This is a genomic window from Rhodococcus tukisamuensis NBRC 100609 (assembly GCF_001894985.1).
In the GTDB taxonomy this organism is placed as follows: domain Bacteria; phylum Actinomycetota; class Actinomycetes; order Mycobacteriales; family Mycobacteriaceae; genus Rhodococcus_G; species Rhodococcus_G tukisamuensis.
Window position 1 is genome coordinate 244,161 of the sequence record NZ_BCXG01000003.1, and the last position, 21,051, is coordinate 265,211.

Annotated in this window: 19 protein-coding genes and 1 pseudogene; 12 read left to right on the top strand and 8 right to left on the bottom strand. The window is 70.7% G+C overall.

The annotated features are described in order from the left end of the window. Positions 1 to 26: 26 nt before the first annotated feature. From RT2_RS05080 to RT2_RS05110, 7 genes are all read left to right on the top strand, one after another. Positions 27 to 875, top strand: coding sequence for a 3-hydroxybutyryl-CoA dehydrogenase (locus tag RT2_RS05080; protein WP_072843427.1), 849 nt, complete (start codon positions 27 to 29; stop codon positions 873 to 875). Positions 876 to 1,016: 141 nt separating this feature from the next. Beyond that, positions 1,017 to 1,949: a hypothetical protein gene (locus tag RT2_RS05085; protein WP_072843428.1), complete on the top strand. Its 933-nt coding sequence runs from the start codon at positions 1,017 to 1,019 to the stop codon at positions 1,947 to 1,949. Positions 1,950 to 2,038: 89 nt separating this feature from the next. Further along, a complete protein-coding gene (locus RT2_RS05090; RefSeq protein WP_072843429.1) occupies positions 2,039 to 3,544 on the top strand; it encodes an MFS transporter in 1,506 nt (501 codons plus the stop codon). Between the two features lie 56 nt (positions 3,545 to 3,600). Next, positions 3,601 to 4,377, top strand: a complete 777-nt coding sequence (locus RT2_RS05095; protein WP_072843430.1) for a VOC family protein — start codon at positions 3,601 to 3,603, stop codon at positions 4,375 to 4,377. Between the two features lie 13 nt (positions 4,378 to 4,390). Continuing rightward, positions 4,391 to 4,981 carry a TIGR03086 family metal-binding protein gene (locus tag RT2_RS05100; RefSeq protein WP_072843431.1) on the top strand — a complete coding sequence of 197 codons (591 nt, stop codon included), beginning with the start codon at positions 4,391 to 4,393 and terminating at the stop codon, positions 4,979 to 4,981. A gap of 5 nt (positions 4,982 to 4,986) precedes the next feature. Then, complete coding sequence (gene ilvD, locus RT2_RS05105; protein ID WP_072843432.1) at positions 4,987 to 6,708, top strand: dihydroxy-acid dehydratase; 1,722 nt, start codon at positions 4,987 to 4,989, stop codon at positions 6,706 to 6,708. Positions 6,709 to 6,745: 37 nt separating this feature from the next. Then, positions 6,746 to 7,732 (top strand): adenylate/guanylate cyclase domain-containing protein, encoded by a 987-nt coding sequence (locus tag RT2_RS05110; RefSeq protein WP_072843536.1) that lies wholly within the window; start codon positions 6,746 to 6,748, stop codon positions 7,730 to 7,732. A gap of 25 nt (positions 7,733 to 7,757) precedes the next feature. Here the strand turns inward: RT2_RS05110 and RT2_RS05115 are convergent, their stop codons facing one another. From RT2_RS05115 to RT2_RS05125, 3 genes are all read right to left on the bottom strand, one after another. Next, positions 7,758 to 8,606 carry a translation initiation factor gene (locus RT2_RS05115; RefSeq protein ID WP_072843433.1) on the bottom strand — a complete coding sequence of 283 codons (849 nt, stop codon included), beginning with the start codon at positions 8,604 to 8,606 and terminating at the stop codon, positions 7,758 to 7,760. A gap of 6 nt (positions 8,607 to 8,612) precedes the next feature. Next, positions 8,613 to 9,266 (bottom strand): chymotrypsin family serine protease, encoded by a 654-nt coding sequence (locus tag RT2_RS05120; protein WP_072843434.1) that lies wholly within the window; start codon positions 9,264 to 9,266, stop codon positions 8,613 to 8,615. 226 nt (positions 9,267 to 9,492) lie between these two features. After that, positions 9,493 to 10,125: a TetR/AcrR family transcriptional regulator gene (locus tag RT2_RS05125; protein ID WP_072843435.1), complete on the bottom strand. Its 633-nt coding sequence runs from the start codon at positions 10,123 to 10,125 to the stop codon at positions 9,493 to 9,495. Positions 10,126 to 10,225: 100 nt separating this feature from the next. On the opposite strand from RT2_RS05125, the gene RT2_RS05130 reads away from it, so the two are divergent. Continuing rightward, positions 10,226 to 11,791 (top strand): MFS transporter, encoded by a 1,566-nt coding sequence (locus RT2_RS05130; protein ID WP_072843436.1) that lies wholly within the window; start codon positions 10,226 to 10,228, stop codon positions 11,789 to 11,791. A 69-nt stretch (positions 11,792 to 11,860) separates the two neighbouring features. Here the strand turns inward: RT2_RS05130 and RT2_RS05135 are convergent, their stop codons facing one another. Continuing rightward, the gene (locus RT2_RS05135; protein WP_072843437.1) at positions 11,861 to 13,120 is read right to left on the bottom strand and encodes an Nramp family divalent metal transporter; all 1,260 of its coding nucleotides are present in this window, start codon (positions 13,118 to 13,120) and stop codon (positions 11,861 to 11,863) included. A gap of 110 nt (positions 13,121 to 13,230) precedes the next feature. Between RT2_RS05135 and RT2_RS05140 the strand changes: the two are divergent. From RT2_RS05140 to vsr, 3 genes and pseudogenes are all read left to right on the top strand, one after another. Next, positions 13,231 to 13,719, top strand: a pseudogene (locus RT2_RS05140) (diiron oxygenase); the annotation flags it as partial. Between the two features lie 1,082 nt (positions 13,720 to 14,801). After that, positions 14,802 to 15,959 (top strand): DNA cytosine methyltransferase, encoded by a 1,158-nt coding sequence (locus RT2_RS05145; RefSeq protein WP_072843438.1) that lies wholly within the window; start codon positions 14,802 to 14,804, stop codon positions 15,957 to 15,959. A gap of 10 nt (positions 15,960 to 15,969) precedes the next feature. Then, complete coding sequence (gene vsr, locus RT2_RS05150) at positions 15,970 to 16,428, top strand: DNA mismatch endonuclease Vsr (RefSeq protein WP_072843537.1); 459 nt, start codon at positions 15,970 to 15,972, stop codon at positions 16,426 to 16,428. Here vsr and RT2_RS05155 read toward each other — a convergent pair whose 3' ends face one another. Then, positions 16,429 to 17,064 carry a TetR/AcrR family transcriptional regulator gene (locus RT2_RS05155; protein ID WP_072843439.1) on the bottom strand — a complete coding sequence of 212 codons (636 nt, stop codon included), beginning with the start codon at positions 17,062 to 17,064 and terminating at the stop codon, positions 16,429 to 16,431. Between the two features lie 139 nt (positions 17,065 to 17,203). Further along, positions 17,204 to 17,959 carry a phosphatase PAP2 family protein gene (locus tag RT2_RS05160; protein ID WP_072843440.1) on the bottom strand — a complete coding sequence of 252 codons (756 nt, stop codon included), beginning with the start codon at positions 17,957 to 17,959 and terminating at the stop codon, positions 17,204 to 17,206. A gap of 154 nt (positions 17,960 to 18,113) precedes the next feature. On the opposite strand from RT2_RS05160, the gene RT2_RS05165 reads away from it, so the two are divergent. Further along, positions 18,114 to 19,364: a cytochrome P450 gene (locus RT2_RS05165; RefSeq protein WP_072843441.1), complete on the top strand. Its 1,251-nt coding sequence runs from the start codon at positions 18,114 to 18,116 to the stop codon at positions 19,362 to 19,364. 72 nt (positions 19,365 to 19,436) lie between these two features. Here the strand turns inward: RT2_RS05165 and RT2_RS05170 are convergent, their stop codons facing one another. Beyond that, on the bottom strand, positions 19,437 to 20,198 hold the full coding sequence (locus RT2_RS05170; RefSeq protein WP_072843442.1) for an SDR family NAD(P)-dependent oxidoreductase: 762 nt from the start codon (positions 20,196 to 20,198) through the stop codon (positions 19,437 to 19,439). Between the two features lie 69 nt (positions 20,199 to 20,267). After that, positions 20,268 to 21,047 (bottom strand): SDR family oxidoreductase, encoded by a 780-nt coding sequence (locus tag RT2_RS05175; RefSeq protein ID WP_072843538.1) that lies wholly within the window; start codon positions 21,045 to 21,047, stop codon positions 20,268 to 20,270. Positions 21,048 to 21,051 lie beyond the last annotated feature (4 nt).

A 21,051-nucleotide genomic window follows, 5' to 3' on the forward strand; every position in this document is an offset into this window, starting at 1 on the left:
ATCGATACGTGACTGGAGAAGTAGCTGTGGAGCTTGTCGGAGTGATCGGTGGCGGCACGATGGGTGCCGGTATCGCAGAGGTTTGTGCCAAGGCCGGTAGTTCGGTCCTCGTCCTCGAGACCAAGCAGGAGTACGCGGACGCCGCCACGGAGCGGATCGCAAAGTCGATCTCCCGCGGGGTCGCCAAGGGCAAGATCACCCAGGAGGAGGCGGACGCCGCGATCGCGCGCGTGCGCGTCACCCTGGACATCGAGGAGTTCGCGGACCGCGACCTGGTCATCGAGGCCGCCCCTGAGATCGAAGAGCTGAAGTACGAGATCTTCGGCAAGCTCGACAAGATCGTCAAGCCGGCGGGCATCCTGGCGACCAACACCTCCTCCATCCCCGTCATCAAGATCGCCAAGGCCACCAACCGGCCCGGCCAGGTCGTCGGCGTGCACTTCTTCAACCCGGTGCCGGTGATGCCGCTGGTGGAGATCGTGGTCAGCCTGACGACGTCGGAGGAGACCGTCCTCGCGGTCACCGACTACGCCAAGAACACGCTGCGCAAGAAGACGGTCCGGGCCGGCGACCGCTCGGGCTTCATCGTCAACGCGCTGCTCATCCCGTACCTGTGCCAGGCCGTCCGGATGCTCGAGTCCGGCTACGCCACCGCCGAGGACATCGACGAGGCCATGAAGGGCGGCTGCGGCTACCCGATGGGCCCGCTGACGCTGCTCGACACCGTCGGCCTGGACGTCGCGCTGGCGGCCTCCGAGTCTCTGTATGCGGAGTTCGCCGAGCCGCACTACGCCCCGCCGGCCCTGCTCCGCCGCAAGGTCGACGCCGGCCAGCTCGGCCGCAAGAGCGGTCGCGGCTTCTACGACTACAGCTAGTCCCCGATCCGCACCCCGGCTGTACCCGTCGCGCCCGCAATTGCGTCCGCGACGCGTGCAGCCGGGGTGCGGATTGCGTAGTTGTCCACAGGGCGCGGGCTGGGTCTGGTGCCGAGGGCAGTCCCCTGCGAGCGTCGACTCGTGGACTCCTTCCGAGACGGCGTCATCCGCCGCACCGAGGCCCTGGGCGACGGGCACACCGACCGTGACCTGCGGCGCGGCCGCGACGGCGGTCACCTCGTCACCATCCGGCCCGGCTCCTACCTGCGGGCGTCGGACTTCGGCGCGCTCGACTCCGTCGGCCAGCACCGCGCGCTGACGCTGGCGACAGCAGCGGCCTGCGACCCCGACCTGGTCGTCAGCCACACATCGGCTGCGGTCCTGCACGGGATCGACCTGTGGTCCGTGCCGCTGGACCGGGTACACCTGACCGCCGACCGCACCCGTGGCGGCAAGCTTGGCCGACGGCGGCACCTGCACGCGACGCCGTTCCGAGACGACGAGGTGACGGTCCGCAATGGTGCGCGCTGCACCACCGTCGCGAGGACGGTCGTCGACCTGGCCCGCACAGTCCCCTTCGAGCAGGCCGTGGTGGTCGGCGACTGCGCGCTGCACAACAAGCTCGTGACGCCGGGCGAGCTCGCGCAGAGCATCGCGTCGGCGCACCATCGGTCGGGTGTCGGCGCGGCGGCGCGGGCGGTGGCGTTCATGGACGGGCGCAGCGAGAGCGTCGGCGAATCCCGCAGTCGCGCACTCATGCATCGGCTTCGAGTACCGAAACCCGATCTGCAACAGTGGATTTCAAACTCAGATGGCACCGTAGGCCGGGTCGACTTCCTGTGGGGCTGCGGCCTGGTCGGCGAGTTCGACGGGCTCGGCAAGTACCGGGGCGAGTACCGGACGGGACCGGCATCCGAGGAGGACGCGGCCGACGCGGTGATCGCCGAGAAGTGCCGCGAGGACCTGCTCCGCGCCGAGGGCTTCATGGTCGTCCGGTGGGTGTGGCGCGAACTCGGCACCCCGAACGTCGTTGCAAACCGTATCCGGCGCGGCCTCGAACTCGCCCGACGCTGAATTCGCACCCACGTTGTACCCGTCGCACCCGCAATTGCGCCCGCGACGCGTGCAACCGGGGCGCGGATTGTCGGCGTAGCCTCACCCGCATGGGCCCGACCCGGCAGACGGTCCGCCTGCGCTCGGCCACCGGGCGCTGGGTGGTCCTCGCAACCGTCCTCGGTTCCTCGCTGGCGATGCTCGACGCCACCGTCGTCAACATCGCGCTCCCCCGCATCGGCGAAGACCTCGACGCCACCGTCGCCGGACTGCAGTGGGTGCTCAGCGGCTACACCCTCACCCTGGCCTCGCTGATCCTGCTCGCCGGCGCGCTCGGCGACCGCCTCGGCCGGCGCAAGGTCTTCGTCTGGGGCACAGTCTGGTTCGCGGCCGCGTCGCTGCTGTGCGGCGTCGCCCCGAACATCGAGATGCTGGTGGCCGCCCGGATCCTGCAGGGGGTGGGCGCGGCGCTGCTGACCCCTGGCAGCCTGGCGCTGCTCTCCGCCGCCATCGACCCCGACGACCGCGGCGCCGCGATCGGCCTGTGGTCCGGCCTCGGCGGGGTCGCCGCGGCGGGCGGCCCGCTGCTCGGCGGGTGGATCGTGCAGGTGTCCAGCTGGCGGGCGGTGTTCCTGCTGAACCTGCCACTGGCGGTCGCCGTGGTGTGGGTGGCGCTGCGGCACGTGCCGGAGAGCCGCGACCCGCAGCAGGAGGGCCGACTCGATGTCGTCGGCGCCGTCCTGGCCGCCGCCGGACTCGCCGGGATCACCTACGGTCTGATCGCCCAGCAGTGGATGCCCGTGCTGCTCGGCCTCGCGGTGTTCGTGGTGTTCGTGGTCGTCGAACGCCGCAGCACCGACCCGCTGATCCCGCCGGCACTGTTCCGGTCACGGGTCTTCGTCGCCGCGAACCTGGTGACGTTCGCGGTGTACGCCGCGCTCGGCGGGGTGTTCTTCCTGCTGGTGCTGCAGCTGCAGCTCGCCGCCGGGTACTCGCCGCTCGCGTCGGGCGTGGCGACCGTGCCCATCACCGTGCTGATGCTGCTGCTCTCCTCTCGCGCCGGCCGGTGGGCCCAGCACCACGGCCCGCGGCTGCCGATGACGGTCGGACCTCTGCTGGCCGCGGCCGGGCTGGCGCTGATGCTGCGGATCGGACCCGGTGCGTCGTACCTGACCGACGTGCTGCCCGGCGTGCTGGTCTTCGGTCTCGGGTTGTGCGCGCTGGTGGCCCCGCTGACGGGGGCGGTGCTGAACTCCGTGTCCACCGACCGTGCCGGGATCGCGTCCGGCGTGAACAACGCGGTGGCCCGCAGCAGTCAGCTGCTCGCGGTTGCCGCGCTGCCCGGACTGGCGGGCATCACCGGCACCGACTACACCGACCCGCAGGTGTTCTCCGACGGCTTCCACGTCGCGATGCTGATCTGCATGGGGCTGTTGGTGATCGGCGCGGCACTGGCCGCGGCACTGGTTCCGGCGGGCGCGACGCAACTGCCCGCCGAGTCCGCCGAACCTCTCGCGCACGAGGAGACCGTCGACTGCTGCCCGCACTGCGACATCTCCGCCCCGGCCGTGCAACCGGTGTCCTCTTCCCAAACCGAGCGCGGCCTGGAACCGTAGACGACGGGCCTCGCCCCACCGGCGAGACCGACTTTCTCCTGCGGAAGGAAATCGTCATGCCCGAACGCACCCGTTATGAAGAGGGCACGCCCTGCTGGGTAGACCTGTCCAGCACCGATCCCGGCGCCGCCAAGGCGTACTACACCGCGCTGTTCGGTTGGGAGTTCGATGACATGCCCACCCCGGACGGCGGCACCTACTCGATGGCCACCCTGCGCGGCGGGTCCGTCGCCGCCATCGGCGGCCAACCGCCCGGCACCCCCGCCGACGCCCCCTCGATCTGGAACACCTACCTCGCCACCGACGACGCCGACGCGGCGACGGCCAAGGTCGCCCCGGCCGGTGGCGAGCTGATCATGGGACCGGTCGACATCGGCCAGTCCGGGCGGATGGCGTTCCTCACCGACCCCACCGGCGCGGTCGCCGGCCTGTGGCAGGCCGGGGAACACATCGGCGCGACCCTGGTGAACGAGCCCGGCACCGTCATCTGGAACGAGCTGATCACCCCCGACCCGGACAAGGCGCTGGCGTTCTACCAGGCCGTGGTCGGGCTCTCCTCGAGCACCTCGGACCTGCCCGGCGGCCCCTACACCGTCTTGAAGGTCCGCGAGGCGCAGGTCGGTGGCTGCACGACGCCGCGGATGCCGCAGGTCCCCACCCACTGGCACGTCTACTTCGCCGTCGAGGACACCGATGCGACGGCCGCGAAGTCGACGGCCTCCGGCGGCGGCGTCATGGTCGAGCCCTTCGACGTGCCGGCCGTCGGCCGGATGACGGTGCTGCGTGACCCCACCGGGGCCGCATTCAGCGTCATGACCGGCGAATCCGCGTAGCGGCGGGCGGCCGGTGGCACTCGGGTGGCTCGAGCTCCAGCATCGGGCCCAGCAGGAATTCGGCAAACGCGTCCGGGGCGTCACCGACTGGTCGGCGCCCACCCCCGACACCGACTGGGACACCGCTGATCTGGTCCGGCACGTGATCGTGGAGCAGCAGTGGGTGCCGCCCCTGCTGGGCGGCCTCACCCTGGCCGAGGCCGCGGCGCACGTGCGGCCGCTCGGCGACGACCTCGCGAGCGAGTGGGCGCAGTACTCCGGGCGCGCCGTGCTCGCCTGGTCGGTGGCGTCGCCGTCCGCGCCCGTGCACCTGTCCTACGGCACCGTCACCGTCGACGAATACCTGCACGAGCAGGTCGCCGACCTCGCCATCCACAGCTGGGACCTGGCCCGCGCGGCCGGGATGGACGAGTCGCTCGACGCGAGGCTGGTCGCCGCGGTCTGGGAGGAACTCGACGAACGCCGCGAGATGCTGAGCGCCAGTGGCCTGTTCGCGTCACCCGTGCCCGTCGCCGACGACGCTCCCCTGCAGACCCGGTTGCTGGCACTGACCGGGCGCGACGACCGTTCCACACCCCCGCCACGCCCGACCGGAGGAAGATGAGCCGCATGGTCCAGGATCCGAACGCCCCCGCGCCATCGACCCCCGACGTGAAACCGCGCAGCCGCGACGTCACCGACGGACTGGAGAAGTCCGCCGCCCGCGGCATGCTGCGCGCGGTCGGCATGGGCGACGAGGACTGGGGCAAGTCCCAGATCGGCGTCGGCTCCTCCTGGAACGAGATCACCCCCTGCAACCTGTCCCTCGACCGACTCGCGACCGCGGTCAAGGACGGCGTGCACGCCGCGGGCGGGTACCCGCTCGAGTTCGGCACCATCTCGGTCTCCGACGGCATCTCGATGGGCCACGAGGGCATGCACTTCTCGCTGGTCTCCCGCGAGGTGATCGCGGACAGCGTCGAGACCGTCATGCAGGCCGAACGCCTGGACGGTTCGGTGCTGCTCGCCGGCTGCGACAAGTCCCTGCCCGGGATGCTGATGGCCGCCGCCCGCCTGGACCTGGCGAACGTCTTCCTCTACGCAGGCTCCGCGCTGCCCGGCCTGGCGAAGATGTCCGACGGCACCGAACGCGAGGTCACCATCATCGACGCCTTCGAGGCGGTCGGCGCGTGTTCACGCGGATTGATGAGCCGCGCGGACGTCGACGCCATCGAGCGGACGTTCTGCCCCGGCGAGGGGGCCTGCGGCGGGATGTACACAGCCAACACCATGGCCTGCGTCGCCGAGGCCCTGGGCATGTCGCTGCCCGGCAGCGCCGCGCCGCCCGCCTCCGACCGTCGACGCGACGGCTACGCGCGGCGCAGCGGCGAGGCCGTCGTCCGGCTGATCGAGCGGGGCATCACCGCCCGGGACATCATGACCAAGAAGGCATTCGAGAACGCCATCGCGGTCGTGATGGCATACGGCGGCTCCACCAACGCGGTGCTGCACCTGCTCGCCATCGCCCACGAGGCGGAGGTGGAGCTGACCCTCGACGACTTCTCCCGGATCGGCGCGAAGGTGCCGCACCTGGCGGACGTCAAGCCCTTCGGCAAGCACGTCATGCTCGACGTCGACCGCAAGGGCGGCGTTCCCGTGGTGATGAAGGCGCTGCTCGACGCGGGCATGCTGCACGGGGACTGCCTCACCGTGACGGGCAAGACCATGGCGGAGAACCTGGCCGAGATCAACCCGCCGGACCCCGACGGCGTGGTGCTCCGGGTGATGTCCTCGCCGATCCACCCCTCCGGCGGCATCACCATCCTGTCGGGCTCGCTGGCGCCCGGTGGCGCGGTGGTCAAGTCGGCGGGCTTCGAGTCCGACGTGTTCAGCGGCACGGCAAGGGTGTTCGACCGCGAACGTGCCGCACTCGACGCGCTGGAGGACGGCACGATCACCGCCGGCGATGCCGTGGTGATCCGCTACGAAGGCCCCAAGGGCGGGCCCGGGATGCGGGAGATGCTCGCCATCACCGCGGCCATCAAGGGCGCCGGCCTCGGCAAGGACGTGCTGCTGCTGACCGACGGACGCTTCTCCGGCGGCACCACCGGCCTGTGCGTCGGGCATGTGGCCCCGGAGGCAGTCGACGGTGGACCGATCGCCTTCGTCCGCGACGGCGACGCCGTCCGCCTCGACGTCAGCACCGGAACCCTGGACCTGCTGGTCGACGCCGACGAACTCGACCGGCGACGCCAGGGCTGGGAACCGCTGCCGCCCCGCTACACCCGTGGCGTACTGGCCAAGTACGCGAAGCTGGTCGGTTCGGCGTCGAACGGGGCGGTGTGTGGCTGAGCATCCCCCCGGACGGCGGCAGGCCCGCGAGTTCGCCATGATCCAGGCCGAGATCGAGCGCAACCTGCTGGGCGGCGAGATCAAGTACACCCGTCAGCAGGTCGCCGAGCTGTCCGGCATCCCACTCGAACGCGCACAACGACTTTGGATCGCAATGGGTTTCGCGGTCGACTCCGACCCGGACGCACCGATGTTCACCGACGCCGACGTCGCCGCGCTGGGCAGCATCACCTCACTTGTCGACCGCGGCATCATCGACCCCGACCTCGAGGTGTCGGTGGCCCGGGCGCTGGGTCAGTCCTTCTCCCGGCTGGCGGAGTGGCAACTGGGTCTGCTGAACAGCCACATCCTGGAGCGGGTGGAGCGCGAACGGACCGGCCACAAGGAGGTCAGCGTGCTCGCGGTCGCCGCGCAGGCTGCCCTCGTCGCGGAGCAGATGCTCCCCACCCTGCAGGAGTTGCAGTCGTACGTGTGGCGACGCCACCTGGCCTCGAACGCCGCCCGGTTCCTCGACAACCGCGGGGAGGAATCCGAGACCCGCACCCTGGTCATCGGTTTCGCCGACATGGTCGGCTACACGAGCCTGACCCGGCGGATCGACGTCACCGAGCTCACCCGACTGCTGGAGTACTTCGAGTCCACCGTCACCAACGTGATCAGCCAGGGTCGCGGCTGGGTGATCAAGAACGTCGGCGACGAGGTGATGTTCGCGGTCGAGAACCCCGCCGACGCCGCCCGGATCGCGCTGGCGCTGCAGGACGCGGCGCACAGCACCGAGGAGCTGCCGGACCTGCGGGTCGGGCTGGCGATGGGCACGGTGCTGGTCCGGTTCGGCGACGCCTACGGCTCGGTGGTCAACGTCGCCGCGCGGCTGACCAGTTCGGCGCGGCCCGGCACCGTGCTGGTCGACACCGACCTCGCGGACGCACTCGCCGACGACACCGAGGTGCAGTTGCGGTCGCTGCGGACCCTCCGGGTGCGTGGATACAACCGCCTCAAGGCCCACGCCCTGCGCCGGGCCTGAACCCGCCAGGCCCCGCGCCGCGCAATCAGATCCCCTCGGCTCCCAGCGATTCCAGGGTGTCACGGGCCTCCGCCAGCTGCCGGCTGAGCTCCTCGACCCGGCGGGCCGCGGCCTCGCGGGCCGCCGAGAGCACCGACGCGACCGCCTGCTCGGCGGCCGGGTCGCCGAGTTCGCGGACCGCCCGCTCCACCGCGTCCGCGGACACCGGAGCGGCCTTGCCTGGACGCCGTTCGCCGTGGGTGACCGTCACCGTCCACTCGTTGCCCGCCTCGGCGTGCAGCGTGACGCTGACGCTGGCCGGGTCCTTCGCGCGGCGGGCCCGCCGCGGCGCGGGTGCGGTGTTCTCGGATGCCCGGGTGTCGGGATCGGCCTTCGGTGCGGTCACGGTTGCCTTCGGTGGAGTGACGGAGACCGTCGCCGCAACCGGCGCCGGCTTGGGTGGGGCGGCGGGCGCCACCCGGGTGTCGACAACCTTGGCGGGCACCGACTTCGGGGCCGCGGCCACAGCGGGCTTCGCTACCGCGGACTTGGCGGCCGCAGGCTTGCCCGACGCGGGCTTGGCCGACGGAGACTTCGCGACCGCGGGCTTGGCCGACGCGGCCTTGGCCGCCCGGGCCGCCGTCTTTGCCGGGAGGCGGGTACGGCGCAGCTCGTCGGCCTCGAACGGCAACTCGTCGTTGACACCCTTCGGCCGGATCAGCACGGTGGCGCCGTCAATGGACAGCACTCGGGCCGAACAACCCTCTGCCAAACCGAGACTCGGGGTGGCGTCGTTGAGGTACACGGTCGCGCGTTTACCGGCAGCGACCGCTGCTGCCAGTTCTGTCAGGTCCTGCTCGGTCAGGCGGTCGACGCTGTTCTTGCGAGGTGGCATCGGCGGCTAGATCGGGCGGAAGCCCGCGCCGGCGCCGCCACGAGCGTTGATGTCGCCCATGATGACGTCGATGTTCGTGCCGAGCTCCGGGCCCAGACACGCGAATCCCACGTACGCATTCACCATGCCCACCAGGGTAGTGCCGAGCACCACCGGGCTTCCCGAGTCACCCTCTATAACGCACATCTGGGTCCAGGTCTCGTTGCTCTGCAGCAGGTCTCCCCACACCACGCCACAGGTGTTACCCGTCGTCAGACCCTCTTTGCACACGATGGCCGGGAAGCTCGCGGGCGCACCGATCCCGGTGATGGTGACGTTGCCGACACGATTCACCGGAGTCACCCGGGACGCGTCGAACTCGATCACCGAGTAGTCGAGCTCCCGACTCTTGGCGACCATGTGCCCGAGGACGCCGAGGTCCTGCCGGTCCGGCGCCTCGACAGCCATCCCCGGTTCACCGCAGTGTCCCGCGGTGATGCCGACCAGTCGGCCGGCGTTGTCGTGGCCGATGGTCGTCAGCGTGCACATCGCCTCTCCGCCGAGGAGGATCCCGGAGCCGCCGCCGAGGACGGCCCGCTCCGCGGCGGCCGCGGGCCCGACCGCCAGGAACCCGAACATCGCCATCGCCGTCACGATCAGCAGTGCAATTCTCTTGAGCATCGTGCGTCCCCTTATCGCCAGGTCCGACGCCGCCAGACTCTGCCCGTACCGGGACGGACCGGAATGGCATCTGCCACTTCCTTCGAACCCGCGGCGGCCTGACACATGCTGCGCTCGATCCTCAGCCGCACCGGGTCGTCGAGCTGCGCTGGTTCATAGTATCCGCGCGACCGACCGCCGTGCGAGGCCGAACAGCGAATTCACGCCCTCCGGGGGAACGCGAGGATCACTGCGCCGCGGACCTGGCCCGCAGGAAGTCGTCGACGATCCGCTCGCAGGCGTCCGGTCCCAGTGGGGGCAGGGTCGCGAGCCGGGTGAACACAATCGGCCCGACCAACTGCGCCAACGCCAACTCCCGATCCATGTCGCCGAGCAACTCGCGAGCCGGAGTGCCGGCGAAGATCCGGTCGAACGGCAGCCGGTACTGCTCGGCGATGTGCCGCCGCAGCGACCGCAGCTCCGGACGGTCGGAGTGGTCGGGGTGGTCACCGAGCCCCGGCCCCATCCCGAGCCAGCACATCGCGGTCAGCTGCATCGGCGCCTCCTCGATCAGCTTGGCCTGCGCGGTCAGCAGGGACACGAGCTGTTCGCGGAGGTCGCCGCCCTCCGGCTCCGCAGCCACGGGTGGCACCAGTCGCCCGAAGGCGGCCGCGAGAAGTTCGGTGCCGCTGTCGAAGTGGCGGTACAGCGTCGCACGGGCCACCTTCGCCGCGCGCGTGACCGCGTCGATGGTGACGGCCTCGGTCCCACCCTTGACCAACAGGGCGGTGGCCGCGTCGAGCAGCCGGGCCCGTGAGCGCACCTTGCGCGGGTCCTCACGGGACCCGGCATCGGCCGCGGTGGTGGGCTGCTCGCCCATGACGCCTCCGAGGGGGTTGTGGAACCGCCGGCCACAAACGATACTGGCGGTCTTGTTACTAACAATACCAACGGTCTTGTTTCGCTATCGAGAGGTCGACATGATCCGGCAATCCCCGCTCGACGAGACGAAATGGTCCGCCCGGGAAGTATGGACGCTCACCGTCGTGTGCGCCGCGGTGGCGATGGTCATGGCCGCGGCCGCGGCCCTCTACTCCGCCCTGCCCGGCCTCGCGCTGGACACCGGGGCCACCCAGAGCCAGCTGACCTGGATCGTGGACGGTTACACCCTCACGCTGGCCGCGCTGCTGCTACCCGCCGGTGCGCTCGGCGACCGGTACGGCCGCCGCGGCGTGCTGATCATCGGGCTGCTGATCGTCGCCGCGGCATCCGTCGTCCCGATCTTCCTCGACTCGCCCCAGTGGCTGATCGGATCGCGCGCGGTGGCCGGCGTCGGCGCCGCCCTGGTGATGCCCGCGACCCTGTCGCTGCTGACCGTGAGCTTCCCGCCGGCACAGCGGTCGAGGGCCGTCGCCATCTGGGCCGGGGTCGCCGCGTCCGGCGGGATCGCGGGACTACTGGTGTCGGGCCTGCTGCTCGAACTGTGGCAGTGGCAGTCGATCTTCGTCGGCTTCACCGTGGCGGCACTCGTCCTGTTCGCCCTCGCCTGGACCCTGCCGTCGTCCCGGGACCAGGACTCGCCCGCCTTCGACATCCTCGGGGCAGTGCTGTCCACGGCCGCGATCGGGCTGTTCGTGCTGGGCCTGCTCGAGGGACCGATCCGCGGCTGGACCGATCCCCTGGTGGCCGTCGCGCTGATCGTGGGCATCGGGGCCGGGGTCGCATTCGCGGCCGTCGAGCTGCGCCGCGAGCATCCACTGCTGGACGTACGGCTGTTCGGGGTCCGCGGGTTCGGTGCCGGCGCGGCCTCGCTGACCCTGCAGTTCGTCGGGACTTTCGGCCTGTTCTTCCTGCTCATCCAGTACATGCAGTTGGTGCTCGACTACAGCGCATTGCAGGCCGCGCTCGCGCTGGCCCCTATGTCCGTGCCGATGATCGCGGTCTCCGCGGTCACGCCCTGGCTGATACCGCGGGTCGGGATGCGGACACTCACCTTCGCCGGGCTCGCGCTGGCCGGGATCAGCCTGGTGCTGCTCGGCAGGCTGGAGGCCGACGGCGGATACGGACCCGCCGTGGTCGCGTTGCTGATCTTCAGCCTCGGGCTCGGCCTGTGCACCGCGCCGGCGACCACCGGCATCGTCGAGAACACCCCGGACGGCAAGCAGGGCGTCGCCTCCGCGGTGAACGACGCGACCCGGGAGATCGGCGCGGCGGTCGGGACCGCACTGGCAGGCAGCCTGCTCGCGGCGACCTACAGCCACAACATCGCACCCGCCGTCGCCGCGGCGCCGGAGATCGCGAAGGAGCCGGTCGGCAGTTCGCTGGCCGCGGCGCTCGAGGTGGCCAAGTTCGCCGGCGGCCCGCAGGGCGAGCAGCTCGCCGAATTCGCCCGGTCGGCGTTCATGGCCGGGATGTCGCACGCGTCGTACGTGCTGGCCGGGGTGATGCTCGTCGCGGCGGTGGCCGTCGGCATCTGGGCACCCGGGCGCAAGGGCGCCCCCACGCCGACCACGGCCGAGGAACTCGCCACGGCCGACGCCGGCTGACCTCCCGCCGGCCGGTCGCGGTCCACGACCGACCGGCAGTGGCGACGTCGGTGCGCCGAGCGGGCCGGGTCAGCCCCCGACGACCGTCAGCACCAACAGCGCCGCGTTGAGTGCGACGATGACGCCGGTGGCCGTCCACGCCGCGACCGTCGTGCCACGCCGGTTGCGGTGCTCGCCCATCAGGGCGGTCTCCGACGTCATCCGCACCAGCGGGATCAGTGCGAACGGAATGCAGAAGCTCAGCACCACCTGGCTGATCACCAGTGCCATCGTCGGGTCGATACCGAGGGAGAGCACCACGAGCGCCGGGATCAGTACCACGGTGCGCCGCAACAGCATCGGGATCCGGTAGTGCAGCAGCCCCTGCATGATCTCCGCGCCCGCCGCGCATCCAACCGACGTCGACGCCAGGCCGGACGCCAGCAGTCCTACCGCGAACACCACCGCCACGGCCGGGCCGAGCGCGCTGGAGATGGCGGCGTGGGCGCCCTCGATGGTGTCGGTACCCTCGAACCCGCGCAGCGCGGACGCGGCCAACAGCAGCATCGCGATGTTCACCGAGCCCGCCACCAGCAACGCGAAGCCCACGTCCAGCTTGGTGGCCTTGAGCAGCCTGGGCAGCAGAGCGGCCTTGATCCCACGGCCGTGCCGATCACGGGCCAGCGCGGAGTGCACGTAGATGGCGTGCGGCATCACGGTCGCGCCGAGCATGCTGGCGGCCAGCAGCACGGTCTCGGTGCCCTCGAACCGCGGCACCAGCCCGCGCAGTGCCTCCCCGCCGTCGACGTCCGTGAACGCGAGGCCGCTCACGAAACCGAGCGTGATGATCGCGAGCAGGCCGATCACCACGAACTCGAAGGTGCGCTGACCACGGGACTGGGTGGCCAGGATGGCCATCGACACCGCGCCGGTGATCAGCCCGCCGAGCGGCAGCGGCACCCCGAACAGCAGGTTCAACGCGATGGCGCCACCGATCACCTCCGCCACGTCGGTCGCGACGGCGGCCAACTCGGCCTGCACCCAGAACGCCTTGCGCTGCGTCGGGCGCAGTCGCTCGCCGAGCATCTCCGGCAGCGACCGACCGGTCACCAGGCCGAGCTTGGCGGAGAGGTACTGCACGAGCACCGCCATCGCGTTGGCCGCGACCAGCACCCACACCAGCAGGTATCCGTACTTGGCGCCGGCGGTGAGGTTGGCGGCGACGTTCCCGGGGTCCACGTACGCGATCGCCGCGACAAAGGCCGGACCCGCGAGCGCGATGAGCCGCCCGACACCCGAGCCCCGGCGCGCAGGCGCCCGTTCGACCGTCTCGACACGGACGCTTTCCACCGACCACCTCGTTCTACTCGATAATATTTGATCGACCATATCAAAAAGTTCGGTTACCCGAACTTACGGCGGTCCGACCGATTCCGAGTGGCTGTTGTCACGCCATCCCGATTCAGAGCCACCCGGTCTCCGATCGCGAGGACCGCCGCGAGACTGCTGGCCTCCTCCGCACGCAAGTCCTACGACCCGGTGATCGAGGTCGGCTGGGACGCCCCGGTGCCGACCGACAAGCACAGGCTCACCCCGGAGTGGAGCACGCTCTACGGCACCGCCCTGTGGGACGAGATGACAATGGAACAGCGAGTCGAGCTCACCAAGCACGAGGCGGCCAGCGTCTCCAGCGTCAGGCCGTGGTTCGAGATCCTGCTAATGCAGATGCTGCTGCGCGACGTCTACAGCCGCGACAAGCACACCCGCCACGTGCAGTTCGCGCTCACCGAGATCGCCGGCGCTCCGTGATGTTCGCCCGCGCCGGCGAGCGGCTCGGCATGCCGAGCTACGGACCGCACGCCGCCATCCACCGGCTCGGCAAGCTGTGGGGCAACTTCTTCAAGGGCGCCAACGCATACGCCGGCGTGATGGCCGCCGAGGAGTTGCTAGTTCACTCGGACGTCGAGGTCGAGGTCTTCGAGAAGCTGCCCACCCCATGGGGGCTGATCCGAGCGGGCGTGGCACCGGATCAGCCCGGCACCAAAGCCGTCTCGGACTCCTTCGACTGGACTGCGGTCAAGGACGGCTTCCAGTTCCACCTCAACGCCGAGGTGGGCCGGCACCTGAGCCACCCGGACCTGCTCGACCACCACCACGCGGTGATCTACGCGGTCGGCGCGCCGCACGACCGCCGCCTCTTACATCCCCGGCGAGGACCTGCCGGGCAGCCTGGCGGCGTGGACGTGGTAATCGACCCCGCCGACCTCGAACTGGACGCGGCCACCGCCCTGCAGTTCGACCGCGGCGAGCTCGAGCCGTCGACCGTGTTCAAGATGCAGCTGGCGCGCGCGGTCGCCTACCGCACAACGGATCCCGGGCACAGGCGGATCGTGTTCCGGTACCTGACGTCGCCGACCGGGGTGGTCGGCGACGCCCGTGTCGAGGCCGTCGCCGTCGTCCGCAACGAACTGGTGCTCGGCGACGGCGGCGTCCTGTCGGTCCGCCCCACCGCGATCACCGAACAGGTACCGGCGTCACTGCTGCTCCGGTCGATCGGCTATCGCGGCAGGGCCGTCCCCTGCGTGCCGTTCGACGAACGCCGCGGCATCATCCCCAACGACCACGGCCGCGCCCGGCACACCGGGAGGACGGTGGACGGCGTCTACGTCACCGGCTGGATCAAACGCGGACCGAGCGGCGCGATCGGGACCAACAAGTCCTGCGCCAAGGACACCGTCGCGCGCCTGCTCGAGGACTTCCAGGCCGGCCGGCTCGACCGCCCGGTCGGCAGCCGCACCGACCTGAACAGGCTCGTCGCCGCTCGTCAGCCGGCCCGGGTCAGGCGGCAGTTGCCACTGCTGCGCCGCTGACCGCCCGCTCCCCCACTCGCTCTCACTCCGACTCCCCCCAATGTCACATCGGGTATCCCGGTGTTCCCCAATGTGACGTTGGGGAACACCCAAAAGGCCGGGTACGGTTTCCTGGGTCGTGTCGGACGGCCGTACGAGCGGGAACGGCGGTAGGGAGTCAGGTGAGCGGGCGGGCGGTAGGGCTCTTCGCGGGCATCGGCGGCCTCGAACTGGGCCTGAGCGAACACGGCTGGGACACCGAGCTCTACTGCGAGATCGACACCGGCGCACAGGCCGTGCTCGCCGCGCGGTTCCCCGGCGCGGACCTGCACACCGACGTCACCGCACTGCGATCCCTACCCTCAGGCATCGATCTCGTCACCGCCGGCTTCCCCTGCCAGGACCTGTCCCAGGCCGGCCGGACGGTCGGCATCACCGGCTCCCGCTCCGGCCTCGTCGACGAGGTGTTCCGACTGGTCAAGCGGAAGAAGGGGCCCCGCTGGCTGCTGCTCGAGAACGTGCCCTTCATGCTGCAACTCGGCCGTGGTGCCGCGATGCGGCACGTCACCTCGGCGCTCGACGAGATGGGCTACCGGTGGGCGTACCGGGTGGTGGACGCGCGCGCATTCGGGCTGCCGCAGCGCCGGCAGCGGGTGCTGATGCTGGCCTCGCGCACCGAGGACCCCCGCGAGGTGCTCTTTGCCGACGACGCCGGCCCCGCCGACGAGGGTGACCCCGGCGATCACCCGTGCGGCTTCTACTGGACCGAGGGGACCCGCGGTCTCGGCTGGGCCGTCAACGCCGTCCCCACGCTCAAGGGCGGCTCGTCGCTCGGCATCGCCAGTCCCCCTGCGGTGCGGATGCTCACCGGCGAACTGGTCACCCCCGGCATCATCGGCGCCGAACGGTTGCAGGGCTTCGACCCCGACTGGACCCGACCGGCACTGGAGGTGCCCGGGTTGCGCGCCGGGCACCGTTGGAAGCTGGTCGGCAACGCCGTGAGCACCCGGATGTCGTCATGGGTCGGCGACCGGCTGGCGAACCCGTTGCCCTACAACGGCTCCACCGACCGGCCACTGAAGCCGGGCGACGCCTGGCCGATCGCGGCCTGGGGACAGGGCGGCTCCGCCTTCCGGGCCGACCTCAGCACCTGGCCGGTGCAGGACCGGTACGAGGATCTCGGCGGGTTCCTCGACGACTCCAAGCTGCTCTCCGCGCGGGCCACCGCCGGCTTCCTGCGACGGGTCGGGATGGGCAGCCTCCGCTTCGTGCCCGGCTTCCTCGACGACGTCACCGAACATCTCGACCGCATGGGTGGGTATCCGGCCCGCGCCGCGTGACAATGGCGTCATGGCTGTGCCCGACCACGAGCCGACTGCGGACCACGAGCCGGCCTCGACCCCGGTACCCGCGTCCGCGTCGGTCCGCGCCCGGATGCGTGAACAGCGCCGCCGCGACACCGCGCCGGAGCTGGCACTGCGCCGCGAACTGCACCGGCGCGGCCGCCGCTACCGGGTGGACCGGGCACCGCTGCCAGGCCTGCGACGACGCGCCGACCTGGTGTTCCCGACCGCCCGGGTGGCGGTGTTCGTCGACGGCTGCTTCTGGCACTGCTGCCCCGTGCACGGCACCCGGCCGAAGAACAACGCCAGCTGGTGGGCGGCCAAGCTGGACACCAACGTCGCCCGCGACCGCGACACCGACACCCGGCTCGCCGACGCCGGCTGGCGGGTGGTGCGGGTGTGGGAGCACGAGGACTCGGTGACCGCGGCCGACGCCGTGGACCGGGTGCTCGACGGCGCTCCGTGATCAGCTCGAGTTGCCCACCAGGCCGTCGTGAAGAACGCCGGACAGGAAGCTGCGCATCATCTGTTCGTACAGCTGCTTCGGCGTCCGTTGATTCGATGCGAGTGCGGCGTCGAGGACCGGGTGGGCAACTCGGTCGACGTCGGCGAAGACGGCGGAACGCGTGGCCTCAGGCCTCATCGCCTCGGTGAGGGTGGCGCCCAGCGCAAGCTTCTCGAGCCCGTCGAGTATCTGAACATGTAGCCGCGCAGGAACTCCCGCACCGGCGAGACACGCCGCCGCGGCCTCGAAGTAGTCGGTGACGAGGTTGCGCGGGAGGACCTGCAGCATCAGCGGCGCAGCATTGCGGTGCCGCATCACCACATCCCGGAAGTTCAAGCCGTACGCGACAACCCAGTCCTGCCAATTGTCGAAGTCCTCTTGGCGCGGGATCGCGGTCTCGAGCACGATCCCACGCGCCACCTCGGTCAGGATCTCCGTCCTGTCGGAGAAGTGGTGGTACAACGACGGCGCCTTGACGCCCAGATGCTTGGCCAGACGCGGGAGGCTGAACGCGTCCAGACCCTCGCCGTCGATGATCGCGATGGCCGCCGCCACTGCGGCGGTGCGACTGATCAACGGTTTCGACGGTCGAGCCATGTTGCGCGGTCACCTCCGCTCGGAATTGGACGATCGTACAAGTTCCGATCGCCGAACCGTCGGGCCGCCGGACAGGTACACCGAGCCGTCCTCGGGCCCGCGCGGTGACACCGACAGGTCGTGTGGGGGCCGATCGCGCCTATCGGCGGTGCGTCACGCGCAGGGGTTCGGTGAGCGCCTCCACCGGGCCCTCGCCTCGACCGCCCAGTCCCACCCGGGCCAGCACCGCGACCGCGACCGGCGCCAGCACCACCGTCACCGCCACCGTGATGGATGCGCCGAATACCAGCCCGGCCACCACGTCGTGCGGGTAGTGCACGCCGCTGACCACCCGCAGCGCGGCGGTGACGACCGCGGTCAGCACCGCGACCACCATCAGCCAGGTCCGCCGGCTCCCGGCCGCCAGGCCCGCGAGCACCACCGCCGTCGCCAGCGCCGCCGCCATGCCGGAGTGGTTGCTCGGGAAGGACCAGTCGCCGATCGGCGGGCACTCGGAGAGCGCATGCATGTCGGGCACCGCCTCACACGGCCGCGGTTCCGCGAACATCGCCTTGACCACCAGCGTGGATGCCGCCGACCCGACGAAACCGGCCGCGCCGGCCACCCCGACCGCGACGGCGCGGATGTCGGCCCGCGCCAGCCACACGGTCAACGCCAGCAGCCCGGCGAGCACCACCAGCAGCCCCTCGGTGACCAGCTCGGTGAGCGTCCCGGCCTGCGCCGACCAGCCCGACGTCGCCTCGTCGACCCAGCTGTACATCGACGTCGAGTCACGAATCAGGGGGTTGGTGGCCATCTTCCAGGGCCCGAGCACCGTCACCGCGAGGGCGGCGATCAGCAGGGCCAGGACGACGAGGGCCCAGTCGCGGGGACGGTCGGTGAGTCGGCGGTGCATCCGCCGAAATTTACTCAGCGAAACTGGCAGGACGCTGAGAGGCACCCATACCGCCCAACCCGGGCGCACGGTGCGTACCAAACGGCCACGGGATCACCCGCGCCGGTGTATCAATGCACTACGTAACGAAATTGTCGTCGGCAGGAGTACGCACATGACCAGCAGCGCACCCGATCTCCCCGCGGGTTTCGACATCACCGACCCCACCATCTACGCCCAGCGGCTGCCGCTGCGCGAGTTCGCCGAGCTGCGCCGCGCCGCGCCGATCTGGTGGAACCCGCAGCCCCGCGACGTCGGTGGGTTCGACGACGACGGCTTCTGGGTGGTCACCAAGCACGCCGACGTCAAGGAGATCTCCCGGCGCAGCGACGTCTTCTCGTCCTGGGAGAACACCGCGGTGCCGCGCTACGCCGACGACATCACCCGCGAGGCCGTCGAGATGCAGCGCATCACGCTGATGAACAAGGACGCCCCCGAGCACACCCAGCTGCGTCAGCTGGTCTCCCGGATGTTCACCCCGCGGGCCGTCGCGTCCCTGCGCGAGACCCTCGCGGAGCGGGCCGCGAGCATCGTCACCGCGGCCGCGCTGAACCCCACCGGCGACTTCGTCACCGAGGTGGCCAGCGAGCTGCCGCTGCAGGCCATCGCGGAACTGCTCGGAGTGCCGCAGGAGGACCGCGGCAAGATCTTCGACTGGACCAACCAGATGACCGCCTACGACGACCCGGAGGTCCCCGGTGACCCGGTTCAGGCCTCGCTCGACATCCTCGGGTACGCCTACCAGATGGCGGAACAGAAGCGCGCCTGCCCGGCAGACGACATCGTCACCCGCCTGCTCCACGCCGACGTCGACGGACACGCGCTGGCCCCGGAGGAATTCGGCTACTTCGTGATTCAGCTCGCGGTGGCGGGGAGCGAGACCACCCGCAACGCCATCACCCACGGCATGCTGGCGTTCCTCGACAACCCGGACCAGTGGGAGCTGTACAAGCGGGAGCGGCCCTCGACCGCCGCCGACGAGATCGTGCGCTGGTCCACACCGGTGATCGCGTTCCAGCGCACCGCGCTGGCGGACACCGAGCTGTCGGGCACCACCATCAAGAAGGGGCAGCGGGTGGTCATGTACTACAGCTCTGCCAACTTCGACGAGGACGTCTTCGATCAGCCGACCAAGTTCGACATCACCCGGAACCCCAACCCGCACCTGAGTTTCGGCGGCACCGGGGCGCACTACTGCCTGGGCGCCAACCTGGCCCGGGTGGAGATCGACCTGATCTTCAACGCCATCGCCGACCACCTGCCGGACATCTCCCGCCTGGGCGACCCGCAGCGGCTGCGTTCCGGCTGGCTCAACGGAGTCAAGGAACTGCAGGTGAACTACGGCGCCTGCCCGGTCGCACACTGACGAGGCGGCTGCGCCACTTGTGCGCGGTTGACGGGTCCGTGGACCCGTCAACCGCGCACGAGCACGAAGTGCCTAACCCCAGCGCGACTGGCCGCCGTCGAGCGGGATGGTCGCGCCGGTCAGGTACCGGGAGTCCTCGGAGACCAGGAAGACGACGGCCCGGCCGATGTCGGTCTCGGGGTCGCCGACCCGGCCCATCGGGATGCTCGCGACGAACTCCGCGGCCTCCTCCGGGTTGTTCTCCATCCACCATTTCAGGCCCGGCGAGAGCGCGTGCGGTGCAACAGAGTTGACGCGGATGTTGTCCGGTCCCCACTCGCATGCCGCGGCGCGGGTGAGCGAGCGCATGCCCTCCTTGATGGAGCCGTAGACGCCGTAGTTACTGGCGTCCCAGCGGACCGCCGCGGAGGTCACCAGGTTGATGATCGAGCCGCCGCCGCGGGCCTTCATGTGCGGATGGCAGGCCCGCATGGTGCGCAGGGTGGCCAGTGGCCCGGTCGCGAACGACTTCTCGAACTCGGCGTCGTCCGCGTCGAGCAGCATCCCCGGCTTGCAGTCGTTGGCGTTGTTGACCAGCACGTCGACGCCACCGAGTTCGGCGACCGTGCGGGCCACCGCCGCCTCGATGTCCTGCGCGTTGCTCACGTCGCAGCGCACCGGGATCGCGGTACCGCCGATCGCCTCGATCTTCGCGACCGTCTTGTCCAGCTTGGCCTCGGTCCGACCGGCCACCGCGATCGCGACACCCTCCTTCGCCAGGGCCAGCGCGATGCCGCGCCCGATGCCCTGCCCGGCGCCCGTGATCAGCGCGACCTTGCCGTCGAGAATTCCCACAGTTGCTCTCCGTTTCAGCGGTGCGTTCTCCAGGTGCATGCCCGACAGGCACGCGAGTGTGCCTGTGGCTCAGGCGAGCTCGGGATGAGTCGCCAGGTACCGGGCAGGGTACTCGCCGCCGCCGTGCACTGCCAGGTCCGCACCGTTGACGTAAGACGACAGCGGCCCGGCCAGGAAGAGGCAGGCGCCGGCGATGTCGTTCGGCACCGCCATCCGCCCGATCGGCAGGGTCCGCGTCACCGCGGCACCGCCGTCCTCGCCGTACACCGACGCCGCGGACTCGGTCCGGATCAGTCCGGTGGTGATGTGGTTGACCCGCACCTTCGGCGCCCACTCCAGTGCCAGCGAGCGGGTCAGCACCAGCAGGCCCGCCTTGGCAGCGGAGTACGCGGCGGTACCGGGCTGCGGATCGTGGGCGGAGACCGAACCGATGTTGACGATCGACCCGCCGTCGGTCTGCTCCCGCATGATCCGGTTCGCTGCCTGCGCAACGTAGAACGGCGCCAACAGGTTCAGCGCCACGATCTTCTCCACGAACCGCGGCGACACCTCCGCGGCGTCCGCGTCCGGCGATCCACCGGCGTTGTTTATCAGCACGTCGAGGCGACCCATCGCCGCGGCGGCCTGCTCGACCATCTCGCGGACGGCCTCGGGGTCCCGCACGTCGACGGCCAGGAACGCGGCCCGGCGACCGTCGGCCTCCGGCAGCGTCTCGGGCTCGGACCGCGCGCACACCGTCACCTGGGCGCCGGCGGCGAGGAAGGTCTCGGCGACGACGCGCCCGATTCCCTTGGTGCCGCCGGTGATCAGTACCGCGCGGCCGGTGAAGTCGGCCGGGTTCTCGAGCAACGTG

Bases quoted from the DNA above. Each gene is read 5' to 3' on its own strand.
- RT2_RS05090 (WP_072843429.1), top strand. From the start codon at position 2,039: ATGGGCCCGACCCGGCAGACGGTCCGCCTGCGCTCGGCCACCGGGCGC.
- RT2_RS05095 (WP_072843430.1), top strand. From the start codon at position 3,601: ATGCCCGAACGCACCCGTTATGAAGAGGGCACGCCCTGCTGGGTAGAC.
- ilvD (WP_072843432.1), top strand. From the start codon at position 4,987: ATGGTCCAGGATCCGAACGCCCCCGCGCCATCGACCCCCGACGTGAAA.
- RT2_RS05110 (WP_072843536.1), top strand. From the start codon at position 6,746: ATGATCCAGGCCGAGATCGAGCGCAACCTGCTGGGCGGCGAGATCAAG.
- RT2_RS05115 (WP_072843433.1), bottom strand. From the start codon at position 8,606: ATGCCACCTCGCAAGAACAGCGTCGACCGCCTGACCGAGCAGGACCTG.
- RT2_RS05120 (WP_072843434.1), bottom strand. From the start codon at position 9,266: ATGCTCAAGAGAATTGCACTGCTGATCGTGACGGCGATGGCGATGTTC.
- RT2_RS05125 (WP_072843435.1), bottom strand. From the start codon at position 10,125: ATGGGCGAGCAGCCCACCACCGCGGCCGATGCCGGGTCCCGTGAGGAC.
- RT2_RS05130 (WP_072843436.1), top strand. From the start codon at position 10,226: ATGATCCGGCAATCCCCGCTCGACGAGACGAAATGGTCCGCCCGGGAA.
- vsr (WP_072843537.1), top strand. From the start codon at position 15,970: ATGGCTGTGCCCGACCACGAGCCGACTGCGGACCACGAGCCGGCCTCG.
- RT2_RS05155 (WP_072843439.1), bottom strand. From the start codon at position 17,064: ATGGCTCGACCGTCGAAACCGTTGATCAGTCGCACCGCCGCAGTGGCG.
- RT2_RS05160 (WP_072843440.1), bottom strand. From the start codon at position 17,959: ATGCACCGCCGACTCACCGACCGTCCCCGCGACTGGGCCCTCGTCGTC.
- RT2_RS05165 (WP_072843441.1), top strand. From the start codon at position 18,114: ATGACCAGCAGCGCACCCGATCTCCCCGCGGGTTTCGACATCACCGAC.